This window comes from Mucilaginibacter gotjawali (assembly GCF_002355435.1).
GTDB classification, from domain to species: Bacteria; Bacteroidota; Bacteroidia; order Sphingobacteriales; family Sphingobacteriaceae; genus Mucilaginibacter; species Mucilaginibacter gotjawali.
This window is the reverse complement of sequence record NZ_AP017313.1, coordinates 3056556-3071707: the sequence shown is the minus strand read 5'-3', so window position 1 is coordinate 3071707 and position 15152 is coordinate 3056556. Positions and strand designations below refer to the sequence as shown.

General features: G+C 42.1%; 18 protein-coding genes. 9 read left to right on the top strand and 9 right to left on the bottom strand.

Translation table 11 applies throughout. The annotated features are described in order from the left end of the window. The first annotated feature begins 266 nt into the window (after positions 1–266). The gene (gene rlmB / locus MgSA37_RS13640) at positions 267–1034 is read left to right on the top strand and encodes a 23S rRNA (guanosine(2251)-2'-O)-methyltransferase RlmB (RefSeq protein ID WP_232010859.1); all 768 of its coding nucleotides are present in this window, start codon (positions 267–269) and stop codon (positions 1032–1034) included. A 224-nt stretch (positions 1035–1258) separates the two neighbouring features. Here rlmB and MgSA37_RS13635 read toward each other — a convergent pair whose 3' ends face one another. From MgSA37_RS13635 to MgSA37_RS13610, 6 genes are all read right to left on the bottom strand, one after another. Further along, positions 1259–1993, bottom strand: coding sequence for a phosphoadenylyl-sulfate reductase (locus MgSA37_RS13635; protein WP_096352649.1), 735 nt, complete (start codon positions 1991–1993; stop codon positions 1259–1261). A gap of 50 nt (positions 1994–2043) precedes the next feature. Next, the gene (locus MgSA37_RS13630) at positions 2044–2703 is read right to left on the bottom strand and encodes a precorrin-2 dehydrogenase/sirohydrochlorin ferrochelatase family protein (RefSeq protein ID WP_096352647.1); all 660 of its coding nucleotides are present in this window, start codon (positions 2701–2703) and stop codon (positions 2044–2046) included. Beyond that, positions 2681–3463, bottom strand: a complete 783-nt coding sequence (gene cobA, locus MgSA37_RS13625) for a uroporphyrinogen-III C-methyltransferase (protein ID WP_394365399.1) — start codon at positions 3461–3463, stop codon at positions 2681–2683. Before cobA ends, MgSA37_RS13630 begins: the two co-directional genes overlap by 23 nt. A gap of 2 nt (positions 3464–3465) precedes the next feature. Then, positions 3466–5559: a nitrite reductase gene (locus MgSA37_RS13620; RefSeq protein ID WP_096352644.1), complete on the bottom strand. Its 2094-nt coding sequence runs from the start codon at positions 5557–5559 to the stop codon at positions 3466–3468. Positions 5560–5927: 368 nt separating this feature from the next. Continuing rightward, the gene (locus MgSA37_RS13615) at positions 5928–6365 is read right to left on the bottom strand and encodes an RrF2 family transcriptional regulator (RefSeq protein WP_096352643.1); all 438 of its coding nucleotides are present in this window, start codon (positions 6363–6365) and stop codon (positions 5928–5930) included. 125 nt (positions 6366–6490) lie between these two features. Next, positions 6491–7351 carry an MOSC domain-containing protein gene (locus tag MgSA37_RS13610; protein WP_096352641.1) on the bottom strand — a complete coding sequence of 287 codons (861 nt, stop codon included), beginning with the start codon at positions 7349–7351 and terminating at the stop codon, positions 6491–6493. 180 nt (positions 7352–7531) lie between these two features. On the opposite strand from MgSA37_RS13610, the gene MgSA37_RS13605 reads away from it, so the two are divergent. The 8 genes from MgSA37_RS13605 to rpmA all read left to right on the top strand — a co-directional run bounded on the left by MgSA37_RS13605 (position 7532) and on the right by rpmA (position 13867). Further along, positions 7532–9253, top strand: coding sequence for a GMC oxidoreductase (locus MgSA37_RS13605; RefSeq protein ID WP_096352639.1), 1722 nt, complete (start codon positions 7532–7534; stop codon positions 9251–9253). A gap of 139 nt (positions 9254–9392) precedes the next feature. Continuing rightward, complete coding sequence (locus MgSA37_RS13600; RefSeq protein WP_096352638.1) at positions 9393–9713, top strand: YbjQ family protein; 321 nt, start codon at positions 9393–9395, stop codon at positions 9711–9713. Positions 9714–9913: 200 nt separating this feature from the next. After that, positions 9914–10387 (top strand): Dps family protein, encoded by a 474-nt coding sequence (locus tag MgSA37_RS13595; protein ID WP_096352636.1) that lies wholly within the window; start codon positions 9914–9916, stop codon positions 10385–10387. A 132-nt stretch (positions 10388–10519) separates the two neighbouring features. Continuing rightward, a complete protein-coding gene (locus tag MgSA37_RS13590) occupies positions 10520–11899 on the top strand; it encodes a dicarboxylate/amino acid:cation symporter (RefSeq protein WP_096352635.1) in 1380 nt (459 codons plus the stop codon). A gap of 76 nt (positions 11900–11975) precedes the next feature. Then, complete coding sequence (locus MgSA37_RS13585) at positions 11976–12374, top strand: four helix bundle protein (protein ID WP_311732873.1); 399 nt, start codon at positions 11976–11978, stop codon at positions 12372–12374. A gap of 96 nt (positions 12375–12470) precedes the next feature. Next, complete coding sequence (locus tag MgSA37_RS13580; protein WP_096352632.1) at positions 12471–12980, top strand: hypothetical protein; 510 nt, start codon at positions 12471–12473, stop codon at positions 12978–12980. A 72-nt stretch (positions 12981–13052) separates the two neighbouring features. Beyond that, positions 13053–13361: a 50S ribosomal protein L21 gene (gene rplU / locus MgSA37_RS13575; RefSeq protein WP_096352630.1), complete on the top strand. Its 309-nt coding sequence runs from the start codon at positions 13053–13055 to the stop codon at positions 13359–13361. A 50-nt stretch (positions 13362–13411) separates the two neighbouring features. Next, positions 13412–13867 carry a 50S ribosomal protein L27 gene (rpmA, locus tag MgSA37_RS13570; protein ID WP_096352629.1) on the top strand — a complete coding sequence of 152 codons (456 nt, stop codon included), beginning with the start codon at positions 13412–13414 and terminating at the stop codon, positions 13865–13867. Between the two features lie 74 nt (positions 13868–13941). Here the strand turns inward: rpmA and MgSA37_RS13565 are convergent, their stop codons facing one another. The 3 genes from MgSA37_RS13565 to MgSA37_RS13560 all read right to left on the bottom strand — a co-directional run bounded on the left by MgSA37_RS13565 (position 13942) and on the right by MgSA37_RS13560 (position 15127). Next, positions 13942–14358 carry an energy transducer TonB gene (locus tag MgSA37_RS13565; protein ID WP_096352627.1) on the bottom strand — a complete coding sequence of 139 codons (417 nt, stop codon included), beginning with the start codon at positions 14356–14358 and terminating at the stop codon, positions 13942–13944. Between the two features lie 135 nt (positions 14359–14493). Next, positions 14494–14649: a hypothetical protein gene (locus MgSA37_RS28240; protein WP_157750564.1), complete on the bottom strand. Its 156-nt coding sequence runs from the start codon at positions 14647–14649 to the stop codon at positions 14494–14496. Between the two features lie 31 nt (positions 14650–14680). Next, positions 14681–15127, bottom strand: coding sequence for a DUF6934 family protein (locus tag MgSA37_RS13560; protein WP_096352626.1), 447 nt, complete (start codon positions 15125–15127; stop codon positions 14681–14683). Positions 15128–15152: the final 25 nt, after the last annotated feature.

The window sequence follows — 15152 nt, the reverse complement described above, 5'->3', positions numbered from 1 at the left end:
AAAATACGCCAACTAATTAAGTTTTTAAATCTTTTTAACAAGATTCGTTAAACAGTCAAAATCTCCGTGAATTATGATTTTTTAATTAACACCATAATGTTAGTAAATTTTTTAACATGCTGCATCTGATTTAAAATCAATAATATACAGCCTTGTTGATAACTTTTATATTCGAAATTGCAATGAAATTCTTATTTGAAGCTACTTGAATTATTACCATTATAAAGTAAAATAGTATACCTATTTTTGCAAGCTATTAATTACTAATGCTATACAATCAACAAAGAGAAAAACGCGAAAATAATCAGATGGTATTCGGGATCCGCGCGGTTATTGAAGCCATCCGGTCGGGGAAAGAAATTGAGGCCTTGTACCTGCAAAGGGGAGCCGGCGGCGGATTGCTTACCGAGCTGAAAGAGTTATCGCAAGAGTATGGCATTACCGCCCAGCAGGTACCCATCGAAAAGCTCAACCGGCTGACACAAAAGAACCACCAGGGTGCGGTTGCTTTTATTTCGCCGATAGTTTACGAGAAGATAGAAAATATTATCCCCCAGATATTTGAAAACGGCCAGGTACCGCTAATCCTGGTGTTGGATTCGATTACAGACGTCCGCAACATGGGGGCCATAGCCCGTACCGCTGAGTGCGCAGGGGTACATGCCATTGTTATTCCATCCAAAGGTTCGGCACAGATCAACCCCGATGCCATTAAAACTTCCGCAGGTGCTTTATACAAAATCCCGGTTTGCCGGCATGATAATTTGGTACAAACCGTAAAATTTTTGCAGGAATCGGGCTTACAGCTGGTTTGTTGTACAGAAAAGACGAAGGAGGATATTTATACGCCCGATTATACTGCTCCAACTGCCATCATCATGGGATCAGAAGAAGACGGCGTTAGGAATGAGATTATCAGATTATCTGATTATTTAGCCAAAATACCCATGTATGGCGAAATTGAATCGCTGAATGTTTCTGTTGCTACAGGGATTATTGTGTATGAAGCGATAAGGCAGAGGTTGGTTGTGTAGTCCGAAAGTCGGGAAAGTCAGTAAAGTCCGGAAGAAAAAAGCAATGGATTTCATTCGCTGAGAATGCCACCCAAAAGAGCAAAATCAGCTGTTCTTTCCTTTTGTTTGAAAAAAAAGGGAACGCATAACATCTTACAGTTTCAAGAAGTAATATCACTTCATGGTTTGATAAACGAACTATTCATCTTTCGGACTTTACTGACTTTCCCGACTTTCGGACTAATTTACGCTCTAAACACTTCCTCATGCGCAACGGCCGACGTATCATGCAAGCCGCATTCTTTTTTGGATTGATCTTCCCACCACCATCTTCCGGCACGGAAATCCTCGCCGGGCTGTACGGCGCGGGTACATGGGGCACACCCTATGCTTGGGAAGCCCCTGTCGTGCAGTGTATTGTAAGGGATGTTATATAATTTGATATAATCTTTTACCTCGTCAATTGACCAATGGTAAATAGGGTGAAACTTTACTAATTTGTTTTGGTCGTCCCATTCAATATTTTCCATCGAACCTCGTACAGGAGATTGTTCGGCGCGGATACCTGTAATCCAAATATCGTTACCTGAAAGCGCGCGTTTCAATGGTTCTACCTTTCGGATATTGCAGCATTCCTTGCGGTTTTCTACCGATTCATAGAAGCTATTAGGGCCTTTTTTGGTTACCATTTGTTCCAGCAGGTCCTGCCGCGGGTAATAGGCATGGATGGGCTGTCCGAAAATTTCCATGGTGCGGTTCCAAACATAATAGGTCTCAGGGAAAAGTCTGCCGGTTTCAAGGGTGAAAACCTTGATAGGCAGGTTGTTGTCAAATATCATATGGGTAACCACCTGGTCTTCCCAGCCAAAGCTGGTGGAGAATATGATTTTACCCTGGAAAGCATCTGCAAGGTAAGCTAAAGTTTCAACCGGCCCTAACCCTTCAGTTTGTTGTTTCAGTTCTTCTGCTATATCAATCATCTTTAAAAACTAATATCTTATTAAAAATGTGTGATCATTCTTTTGATAGATTAATCACCGTTATTATCATTTTTTGTTACCTGGCCACTTACCAATACCGAAGTGATCTCATTTAATGCTTTTACTTTGTCTGCAAAATTACCGCTCAGCGTATCTCTCAACCGGCTCATTTGCTGCAGCGTGGTATCCAGTTCGTCAGGCAATGCCTCATTTAATACCTCTTTCAGCCGTTTGGCTATGGTAGGTGATTTGCCGTTGGTAGATATGGCAATCTTTAAATCGCCTTTCTGTACAATCGATCCTAAATAAAAATCGCACAGGTCGGGTTTGTCTGCAATGTTTACCAGTAACCTGCGGCTTCGCGCCGATGCCCTGATAAAATCATTCAATTCCGGGTTATTGGTGGCTGCTACCACTATATCTGCCTCATCAAGGTCAGTATCTGCAAATGACTTCTGTACAATACTTACAGCTTCAGATTCTGTAGCCAATGCATATACTTCTGGAATAATCGTTAAAGCTATCACCGTAACTTTTGCTTCCGGGCTGTTTTGCAGGATGGCGGCCAGTTTTTCGAGGCCGATATTACCTGCACCAATCAACACCGTATGCAGTTGGTTAAGCTTTAAAAAAACAGGAAATAACGGGTTGCCTTGCGGCTGGCCGGTTTTACCTGTTTTTGATTGATTATTCTCCGGCAATGATGTCATAAAATTCCTTAATGGGTTGAAATTTAGGATGCAATGAAACCACTTCGCCAAAAACAATCAGCGCTGGTGAGGTGATCTTATTTTCTTCTGCAATCTCAACAATAGTATCCACAATACCCACCGCTACTTTTTCATTATGGGTAGTACCGCTTTGAATAACGGCTACCGGCAATTTATTTTTACCTTCTTTTTTAAATATTTCGACAATCTCAGCCAATTTATGGATGCCCATCAAAACCACTACAGTGGCCTTTGTGCGTGCAGCCTCGTAAACATCATTGGATATTTTGCCACTGGCTGTAGTACCTGTTATCACCCAAAAGCTTTCGCTTAAACCACGATGTGTAACCGGAATATTTTGCATGCCCGGAACACCAATTGAACTGGAGATCCCAGGGATCACAACGGCCGGGATGCTGTAAGAAGCCGCAAAATCCAATTCTTCAAAACCACGGCCAAATACAAAAGGGTCGCCACCCTTTAAGCGAACAACATGACCGTAATTAAGCGCATAATCGACCATTAATTTATTTATTGATTCCTGCGAATGGGTATGGTCGCCGGAACGTTTGCCTACGTAAACTTTTACCGCATTTTCGGGTGCAAATTCAAGCAATTCTTCGTTTACCAGTGCATCATATAAAACAACATCAGCCGTTTTTAATGCTTTTACTCCTTTTAAGGTAATCAGGTCAGGGTCGCCGGGGCCTGCACCTAAAAGGGTTATACGTGGTTCTTTAATATTTTTTTCAGTGGTCACTGTCATGATTGCACCAATTCCTCTCTTTTAGCTTTCACTGTTTCTAAAAATTCAGCTGCTTCTTTAATATAAGCCGCTGCAAAGCTTTCAGATGGTTCGTTTTTATTGATCTGCAATACCAGGTCGTTAAAGCTGGTTGGTAAGCTTATTTCGCCGGTGCTTACATAATGATTGTCAAACTCGCGGATAATACCCGACTGTGTACTGCTGTTGATGTTTTTATCCAGCAACAATGCTTTTGCCGAACTGATGAAGGTGTTATAAGCGTGATAAATGGCATCAGACCATCTTCGGCCGGCAAAGGCGTCGTTTGCCCAGCCAAACTTTTCATCCGATTCATAAAGCAATGTAGCAACCAGGTCGATCACTACGCCGGCACATTCGCCAACACCAATCGCGGTAGCAAATGTTTCCTGGTGGCCCCAATCAACAAATTCATCATCGGTAAGGGTAGTTAAATCAGCAAGGGGTTTTAATAACTGATAAAAGTAATCTTTGCCAAGGCGGTCGTAATAGTTATGGAAAGTTTCATCCGCGATCGAATTCTCTTTATAATCGTTCAACACGGCCCTTAATACATGGGTAGCACGTTTTGCCGGAACTTTTATCACTTTTTCGGCTGCGCGGCCAATGCCATCGCCAACCGTTCCGCCGCCTAATAATACCTGCACCGATGGTAATACCCGGGTGCCTGATTTTAGCGAACTTCCATGAAAACCTATGTGCGCCAACCCGTGCTGACCGCATGAATTCATGCACCCGCTGATCTTTATTTTGATTTCGCGGTTGAAAATAAACTCTTCATATTCATTATAGATCAAATCTTCCAGCACACGCGAAAGGGTCATGCTGTTGGAGATGCCTAGGTTGCAGGTATCTGTGCCGGGGCAGGTGGTTACGTCCGCAGGGCTGTCAAAGCCCGGGGCCGATAAATCCAATTTGGTTAAACCGTTATATAAAGCCGGTAAAGCTTCTTTTTTAACATATTTAAGTAACAAACCCTGGTTTTGAGTGATTCTGATTTCATCAGCTACATAAGGTTTTATGGCATCAACGAGTTTGCGGGCTGTTGCTGTTGGGATATCGCCTACAGGAACTTTTACATACACGCCATAAAAACCCGTCTGCTTTTGTTCAAAAACATTGGTGATAAGCCATTGCTCATAACGTAAAGGGTTATCTATGGTTACTTCAGGATAAGCAATTTCCGCAGGAAGGGCAGGCGGTGGTACGGTATCCCGGTTGATGGAATATGTTTTTACCTTAAGTGCTTTTCTTTCATTTTCAGCAAGCTGTAAAACTTCCGCAAGCCCGATTTTTTGTACCAGGTATTTTAAACGGGCCTTGTTGCGGTTATTTCGTTCGCCATGGCGGTCGAATACACGAATAATGGCCTCGATATAAGGGATCAACTGATCTTCCGGCAAAAACTCCTCAACAATGCTGGCCATAAACGGCTGGGCGCCAAGGCCACCGGCCAAACCTACTTTAAAACCACGTTCGCCTTTGTCGTTGATTTTTGGGATCACGCCTATATCGTGGATATAGGAAAACGCCGTATCATCATCAGCAGACGAAAAAGAGATTTTGAACTTACGGCCCATTTCCTGGCAAATTGGGTTCCGCAAAAAGTATTCGAATGTTGCCTGTGCATATGGCGATACATCAAATGGTTCTTTGGGATCGATGCCCGAAGTGGGAGAGGAGGTTACATTCCTAACGGTGTTACCGCAGGCTTCGCGCAGGGTAATATCATCCTGTTCTAATTCCGCCCATAATTGCGGGGTACGGTCAAGGCTTACGTAATGGATCTGGACGTCCTGGCGGGTGGTTAAGTGCAGGTTGCCGCTTCCGTATTCATCGGCAATATCTGCAATTTTTAATAACTGCTTAAAGGTAACCTTGCCAAATGGCAGTTTGATACGCACCATTTGTACGCCGGGCTGGCGTTGTCCGTAAACCCCCCTGGCCAGGCGCAGGCTCCTGAATTTTTCATCATGGATCTTTCCTTCACGAAAAGCCCTGATCTTTTTTTCAAGGTCGATAATATCCTGTTCAACTATCGGATTCTCCAGTTCTGTTCTGAAGCTTTGCATAAGCGTTGTTTAGTTTTGTGTTATAAAAAAGCCCCTTCGGCTGTGGCTAAAGAGGCTTACATTTTTGGTATTGTTTAATATAAAGCCCTTACCTGATGCTATTGTGGCAGCAACACATCATGGCAGTTTTGATATAATTTATTGTTGTTTTCATATACTTAATCACAAAGATATAGATAGTATAGGGAATTGGTAGTATTTTATTAAAAAAAACTGTTTTTTACCTTTTAATTACAATTAAAAGCACATTTTAACGACAGTTAAACATGTTTATAGATACCGGTAAGGCACCAATTGTGAATAATGGCAGGGCTATTTTTCCGAATGTCGATATGAGATATGACCGGTAATAGTGCCGGGGCCCTGGTTTACAAATTAAGTGTCAGGCTTTCTTCTTTTTCAATAATATCAGCAATGCTGGTTTCTGATAATATTTTTAAAGTTTCATCCCTTACTTTAATAAACACATCGCGAATACCGCAAGTGGTTTCCTGCTGGCACTCTTCGCATTTATGGAAAAAATTAAGGCTTGCACAGGGTACCATGGCTATCGGCCCGCCGGTAATGCGTAGTATATGAACCAGGAATATTTCCTTTGGATCCTTATTCAAACTGTAACCGCCTCCGGCACCTTTTTTACTGTACAGGTAGCCCGCATTGCGCAAATCCAATAAGATCTGTTCGAGAAATTTTTTCGGTATGCGTTCCTCTTCTGCTATTTTCTGAATTTGCATCGGTGGTTTATCAGCATTCTTCCCTAATATCACCAGGGCCTTTATCGCATACTTTGTTTTTTTTGAGAGCATATTTTGATTGGTTTTGAGTTGATTAAGTTGGATTGAGTTGATTAAGTCAGCTTAAATGCGCTTTAACTTAATCAACCACTCACTTAATCAACCTAATCAACTTAAAGAACAATTATACCAAATATTTATGAAATCTTTTCGGCAGGAATATTTACCATAAATCTTTCGTCGTCGTTGTAACTTAAAACCTTCAGGTTATCTCCAACTTTTATAACCCCTTCTCCGTTGTGAACAAGATTTTGGCCGAACAAAATTTTATTATTTTTTTGGCGATAGGAAGCCAGCGTTTTAATCGGCTCTTTCCCACGTGAACCATCCTGCTGGTTAATCGTGGGGATAGGGCAACGGGCGCATAGTTTAACGCCCTGGAAATCGATGCCTCCAATAGTAAAATTTCCCATCAGGTCCTCTGCAAAAGGCTTGCCGCCGGTAAAAACAATATTCGGCCTGAACCTATCCATCGGCAATTGAATAGCAAGGCGGCTGTTGAGATCACTCAAAGACGCCTGGCCGATCAAGAGGAAAGGATATCCATCCGAAAATGAAGTAATTACGTCGCCCGGGGCATAGGTTTGGTCGACCATTCGCCGCGTATCATCCGGCATGTAAACCAGCCTGCATTTCATGCCGAGCATTTTGCTGAACCAGGCATCTGCCTCATCACTTACAAATTCAGCTTCACAGGTATCATCCCAAACAACAACCTCCGCACGAGCCCCCCGGCCCCCTGCAGGAGGAGGATAAAACGGCACCCGGAATGATTCACCGTTAATTTTATGGGTGATCTTTAGCCCGTTATTCTCAATTGCTGCCAGTAATTGTGTCATTTGCGGCGCTTCGCGTTGTGAAATAAACAGGTTATTTTTGTCCACCAGCATCCAGCGCCTGTCGTGTTCAAACCCTGTTTTTGTAACCAGCGCCTGTTTAACAGATATACCGGGCAATGATTTGATAGGATAGATGTATAATTCGCTTATTTTCAACATAGAATAAAGTACATTAAAGGCAAAAATAGAAAATCACCGGCAATTTATAAGGATAGAAAAATGAAGCAGCTAATAACTAGTTTAACCCGGCATTTTGTTACGTTTACAACTGACACGACTTATTTCAACCTAATCAACTAATCCCTATATTAGCTTTCCAATTTATAACACCAGAATAATATGTCGAACGGCGAATTTAACTATACAGCCAATAAGGATCACACTTATGATGCAATTGTTATCGGTTCAGGGATCAGTGGCGGATGGGCTGCTAAAGAACTTTGTGAAGGCGGGCTCAAAACGCTGGTATTAGAACGCGGGAAAAATGTAGTGCATTTAAAGGATTATCCAACAGCTACCAAAAATCCATGGGAGTTTGAACACCATGGCTACAATACGTTAAAAATTGAAGAGGAAAACCCGGTAGTAAGTAAATGCTACGCCTTTGACGAAAGTACCCACCATTTTTTTGTAAAGGATAAACAGCACCCGTACATCCAGGAAAAACCATTCGACTGGATTCGCGGGTACCAGGTGGGGGGTAAATCATTGCTTTGGGCCAGGCAAACCCAGCGATGGAGCAGGTTTGATTTTGAGGGGCCGGCACGCGACAACTACGCGGTTGACTGGCCCATCCGTTATGACGACCTGGCGCCATGGTACAGCCACGTGGAGACATTTGCGGGTATATCCGGCAACCACGATGGCCTGGAAACATTGCCCGATGGAGAATTTTTACCGCCCTGGGAAATGAATGCTGTTGAGAAAACCATCAAAGAACGCATCATGGCCAATTATAAGGATCGTAATGTGATCATTGGCCGCTGTGCCCACCTTACCCAACCCAAAGAGATCCATTTAGAGCAGGGCAGGGGCCAGTGCCAGGCTCGCAATTTATGCCAGCGCGGCTGTCCGTTCGGGGGATATTTCAGTTCCAATTCATCTACGCTGCCAACCGCAAATAAAACGGGTAACTTAACCATCATCCCCAACTCCGTTGTCCATTCTATTATTTATGACGACCAAAAGGGAAAAGCGACCGGTGTAAAAGTGATCGATGCCGAAACAAAACAAGCAACTGAATATTATGCGCGCATAATTTTTGTAAATGCGGCGGCTTTAAATACAAATTTGATCCTGCTCAATTCAAAATCGGCAAGGTTCCCTAACGGTTTAGGCAATGACAACGGCCTGCTGGGCAAGTTTATCGCCTTTCAGAATTACAGGGGCTATATCAATGCCACCTTTGATGGCCCTGAAGATAAATACTATTACGGACGAAGGCCCACCGCAGTAATGATGCCCAATTTTCGCAATGTGCATCAACAGGAAACTGATTTTAAACGGGGATATATGGTTTTTTATACCGCGACGCGCGCTGGCTGGGGACACGAGACCGGGGGGGCGCAGATAGGAGCAGCCTATAAGGATGCCGTATCAGAACCCGGAGGCTGGGATATTTATATGATGATGCAGGGCGAAACCATCCCGAAGGAAACCAACCACGTGTTTTTGAGCAAAGACCAAAAGGATGACTGGGGCGTGCCGCTGCTTACTGTTTCGGTTGATTACGACGAGAACGATGAAAAGCTAAAAGATGACTTTTTAAAACAAGGCGCTGAGATGCTTGAAAAAGCTGGATGCAAGAATATCAGCCCAGGCGATAACCACTGGAACCCGGGCCTGGATATCCACGAGGTAGGCGGTGTACGAATGGGTAAAGACCCCAAAACTTCCCTGCTGAACAAATGGAACCAGTTCCACAACTGCACGAATGTATTTGTTACCGATGGCGCCTGCATGACCTCAACCGGTGTGCAGAATCCGTCGCTAACTTTTATGGCGTTAACCGCAAGAGCAGCCGCCCATGCGATTGACGAGTTTAAGAAGGGGAATTTATAGCGCCGGGTGTGAGGAGGAAAACTTAATTGCATTTATCCCTGTAACAATTAAGTACACATTAAAATCCTATTATATAAAATGCAGAATCAGCAATTTAAAGTTCAATAATTCACTAAATCACTAATTCAATAATTCACCCATGTTAGTTACAACCAGCACACATTTGGAAGGATACAAAATTACCCAGCATTTGGGGATCATAAGAGGAATAACTGTACGCTCCAGGGGCATAGGCGGCAGCTTTGTTGGCGGCCTGCAAACCGTTTTCGGCGGCCGCAACAGTATTTATACCGAGCTTTGCGAAACAGCCCGCGAAGAAGCTTACGAACTGATGATGCAGCATGCACAACAACACGGCGCTAACGCCGTAATCAATATGAGGTATGATGCCAATGAAGTGATCCAGGGCGTAACCGAAGTTTTGGCCTACGGCACCGCGGTGGTGGTAGAGAAAATTTAAGGAGAGTCCGAAAGTCGGTAAAGTCCGAAAGATTTATTAGGGTATTTTTAATGATACTGCTTTAATTAAACTAGCCCCGGCATCTTTCGGACTTCCGGACTTTCCGACTTTCGGACTAATTCATCATCTCAAAATCAAAAAGCAAATTCAATGGTTAATGTTAAATACAAAAAGAGAATTTTGTAGAAAAAACATATACCATGTCAACAATTATTGGAATATCCGAAGAGAACAGGAAAGCTGTTGCTTTTGAACTGTCGAAATTATTAGCCGACGAATTTACCTTATACGCCAAAACCCGCAATGCGCACTGGAATGTGGAGGGAAATGATTTTCATGCAATGCACTTGTTTTTTGAAAGCCAGTACGAACAACTGGACGATATCATGGACGGCGTTGCCGAACGCATCCGTACATTGGGCCATTATGCACCGGCTACGTTAAAAAGCTTTTTGCAACTGACCCACCTCACCGAAAAAACGCATGATAAAAACGACAGCCCGTCTTTTATCAAAGAATTGCTGGAAGATCATCAAAGCATTATTGAGTTTATCAGGGGAAATATAGAGCCTTTTGCCTCCAAATATCACGATTACGGCACCAGCGATTATATCACCGGCCTTATGGAAGACCACGAAAAAATGGCCTGGATGCTGAGGGCGCACCTTAGTTAATAAAAGTTGTAAAGGTTGAAAGGGGTTGTAAAGGTTGGAAAAAGAAAGTCGGCTTTCAACCTTTACAACCCCTTTCAATTCTTATAGCCCTTCCAACTTCATTCCAACCAAAAAACGTACTTTTGCCGCTTCATGCGCGGCTATGCAAAAAGTAAACTGACACTCTATATTTTTATCGCCTTAATTTTAGGGGTGATAGCGGGTTATTTGTACAATGTATACGTGATCAACGCGATCAATACCCGTATTACTACTGCCGAGACCGCTGTTAAAAGCGTTAATGCTAGTTTATCCGGTTATAAGGATACCACAACTATCGACTATAAAATGCTGGTTGCCCAAAAGGCGAAACTGGCAGGGCATATAAAGGCAAATCAAAGCCTTAGGGACAATAAACTGGAAGGTTTTACCTTGTTGAGCGATATTTTTTTAAGGCTGATCAAAATGATCGTAGGCCCGCTGGTGTTTACCACGCTGGTGGTTGGGGTTGCCAGAGTTGGCGATATCAAAGCCGTAGGAAGGATTGGTGGTAAAACCATGCTCTTATTTATCGCGGCTACCTTTGTGTCGCTGGGCCTGGGGATGCTGCTGGTGAATCTTTTTGAACCCGGCAGTGCGATGCACTTGTCCTTGCCTGATAGCAGCCTGAGCACCGATATTAATAAATCGGCCCTCTCGTTGAAAGAATTTATCAACGAAGTTTTCCCGAAAAGCTTTACCGAAGCGATGGCTGAAAATAAAATTTTACAGATCGTTGTGTTTTCCCTGTTTTTTGGCATAGGTACGGCCGCCATCGGTGAAAAAGGCAAAATCGTAATTGAGCTGCTGGATTCCATTGCGCATGTGATATTAAAAGTTACGGGTTATGTAATGAAATTTGCCCCCTTCGCGGTTTTTGGGGCGATAACGGCTGTTGTTGCAAAAGAGGGGATGGGGATATTATCTACCTATGCATTTTTCCTCGGTGAGTTTTATTTATCGCTGCTCATTCTTTGGACATTGATTGTTCTAGGCGTATTTTTTGTATTGCGAAGGCGCACATTTACCCTGTTGGACAATATTAAGGACGCCGTGCTGATCGCTTTCAGCACCTCGACAAGCGAGGCTGCTTACCCGAAAGTATTGATAGAACTGGAACGATTTGGCTGCAACAATAAGATCGTAAGCTTTGTATTGCCCCTTGGTTACTCCTTTAACCTGGTGGGGTCAATGATGTATTTAACCTTTGGCTCGCTGTTTCTGGCACAAGCCTATAACATGCATTTAAGTTTAGGTCAGCAGATCACCATGCTGCTGGTGTTAATGCTTACCAGTAAGGGTGTCGCAGGTGTTCCCCGTGCTGCTTTGGTAGTTATAGCCGGTACCATGGCCATGTTTAACATCCCCGAAGCTGGTTTAGGGCTGCTGATCGGTATTGACCCGCTGATGGATATGGGACGTTCGGCAACAAATGTGCTTGGTAATGCCATGGCCACGGCGGTCGTTAGTAAGTGGGAGAGGGAACTTAATTAGTGAGTTAGTGAGTTAGTGAATGAATGGAAAAACTGATGAATTGTTGTGTGTCTTTGTTGCAAATCGTTTTTGACAAATTTTAAATCAATATAAAATCATAGAAAACAATTCAAAAACGGAATTTGCTGAAGCATTTCGAAAGAGGACAAAGAAGTTTGTAGTTGATAACATAAAATTTTTCAGAACTTTGCCGAAAACAGAGGAAGCAAAGATTATAGGGAGGCAATTGCTTAGATCATCGTCATCAGTGGGCGCTAATTATAGAGCTGCCTGCAGAGCAAGATCACAGGCTGAGTTTCATGCTAAATTATCAATTGTAGTAGAAGAGGCGGACGAATCAGTTTTTTGGATGGAAATATTGGTAGAGGCTGAAGTCGTAAAACCAAACGAATTAGATTATTTAAGTGATGAAGCTAACCAGATCCTAAAAATTGCAGCAGCATCCCGAAAAACAGTTTCCGCAAAGAAATATTAGTATGGCTACTAAATAACCCATTCTTTAATTAAACAATTTGACTTAATAATTCACTAATTCACTAATTCACTAACTCACTAATTCAACAATTAGTCCATGACTGATAAATCAAAAAAAATATTCCTCCTTGGTACCATCATTGGTTCATTTGTTATTTATAGCGTCATCTATTACGTTGGTGTTTTTAATAAAGCGCCTTATAAATTCACAGAATTTAAATCCATCGTTTTTAAATATGGCCCGGGTGATAGCCTGATCAATACTTATAATTCGGCAACGGGCGAGTATGACTATATCAATAAAAAAGATTCGCTGGTTAAAACCCATTTGAATTTAACAACCAACGATCTGCTGTATCTGCACCGCAAAGCTGCAGACCTGGGTTTTTGGGATTTCCCTGAAAAGGAGTTGAATACTGATACGACGCATTATAGTAAAGTAAAACCGCCGCGCTATTACATTGAATTTAATTATAAGCGCAAAAGCAAAAAGGTTTTATTTGATGAATCGTTTAACGGCGATATCAGGTTAAGGGATGCCAATGCACAGTTGATCAAGGAAATTACGCATGTTTTGGCCGACGCGGAGGACCGTCAAAGAAAATAGAATGCACATTGCTTTTTATCAAATAAAGTTCTATATTTGCACCTCGAATTTTAAAACAATAATTAACAAACAATGTACGCAATAGTAAGTATAGCAGGACAGCAATTTAAAGTTGCAAAAGACCAGCAGCTCTTTGTACACAGGCTACAGGGGGATGAAGGCGCTAGTATTGAATTTGACAATGTATTGTTAGCAGAAAACGAAGGTAAATTTAAATTAGGTTCTGATTTAAAAAGCGCTAAAGTATCAGCTAAGATAGTGTCTCATTTAAAAGGTGATAAAGTGATCATTTTCAAAAAGAAACGTAGAAAAGGTTACAAAAAGAAAAACGGTCACCGTCAACAGTTTACCAAGATAGAGATCACCGGTATAACATTATAATTAAAGTTTAATCGAACCGGCTGATGTCGGATCATAAAAGATATTAAAAAATGGCACATAAAAAAGGGGCCGGTAGTTCACGGAACGGCCGCGAGTCGCATAGCAAACGTTTAGGTATCAAAATTTTCGGTGGTCAGCCGGCAATCGCAGGTAACATCATCGTTCGCCAGCGTGGAACCAAACACAATCCGGGCCTGAATGTAGGTATCGGCAGAGATCATACCTTATTTGCTTTGGCTGAAGGTATCGTAACCTTCAAAAAGAAAGCTGATAACCGTTCATATGTTTCGGTATTGCCTTTTGCTGAAGATGTTATTGAAGTTGCAGCGCCTGCACCCGTTGCAAAAGCTGAAAAGAAAGTTGTTGAAGTAAAAGCACCAGTTGCCGAAGCTCCTGTAGCTGACGCTGCACCTGCTGTGGCTGAAGAGGCACCAGCTGCTGAAGCACCAAAAAAGAAAGCCGCTCCCAAAAAGAAAGCTGCTGACGCTGAAGAAAAAGCTGAGTAATCAGCCATTCATCATATTGAAAAAGCCCGGATTTTTGAAAATCCGGGCTTTTTTATTGGATGTGAAAGCAGTCTTTATTGCTTTGTAAGCGTAAAATTAATAGGGACGTAGTAACGAACGCTTACAGCTTTTCCATTTCGAATATCTGGTTTCCATTTTGGTGAGTTGCTCACAACCCTCACAGCTTCCTGATCCAGTGAAGCGAACACAGACCTCATCACCGTAACATGCGTAACACGGCCATCCCTTTCGATAATAAACTGCAGAACCACTTTTCCTTGCTTTTTAATTTTCCTGGCATCCGCAGGGTAACGAATGTGCTTTTCGATGAATTTTAAAAAACCATCAATTCCACCTGGAAATTCAGGGTGCACCTCGTGATCCGTATACAAAAGTATATTGGCATCTGGCTTTTTTAACGAATCGTACTTTTGGCCTTTTACTGATAAAATAAATAATACAGCAATTAAGGTGGATAAGGTTTTTTTCATGCTTTTCGAATGCTGAATTTATAGCGGCTAAAGGAGTTCAATGCTACAAAAAACAAAATCGGTTACCACAATAATTTTATAGATGGATAATTTTATAGAATATGCCTTAAAAGACGAGCAATTGCGGCTTGCGTACTATTTAATTTCTTTAGGTATCGGATGCTTTTTTAAAAAAGCGGCAGCCTCTTCATTTTTCTTTTTAAAATACGGGGACGCGTTATACACAGCCTGTCTTTCTTGTGAGGACAGTTGATCAAAAGACTTTTTTTTGTCGTTTTTTAAAGTGCTCATGGTATATTTCCCTTTTACTATACAAAATTAACTATTTACTTTTTACAATAACGAATGCTTCAAAGTTTTTTCCTCTCTCGTAGGGTTGCCAGCCATTGTCTATAAACCCCTTTATCTCGAACATCATACCTATCTCATCCCAAAATTGAGATATTCCCATTTGATAAAGCCTTGTTCGTGATGGGGTACTGCCTTTTGCTAAAACAGTTGCATGAGGATGTTGCAACATAAAATCAATGACAGTTTGTGCAACTGTCGTTAATACTTTTTGAGTGTCTTGATTGTTTGATACTGATAAGTCGTCGATATCGCCAAGTTCTTCGTTAAAATCTCCAAAACCAAGATTGTAAATATTATCAGTGGAAGTAATCTGGTGAAACTGCACTACCTTCCTGATCCTCCCTTTTGGTCCTTCACTAAAAAACTCATAATAAAAAATACCCGGTTCTTTTTTAAAAGAATAGCTTTCTTCTTTCATGTTGTATTTTGACGGTTGCTTAGAT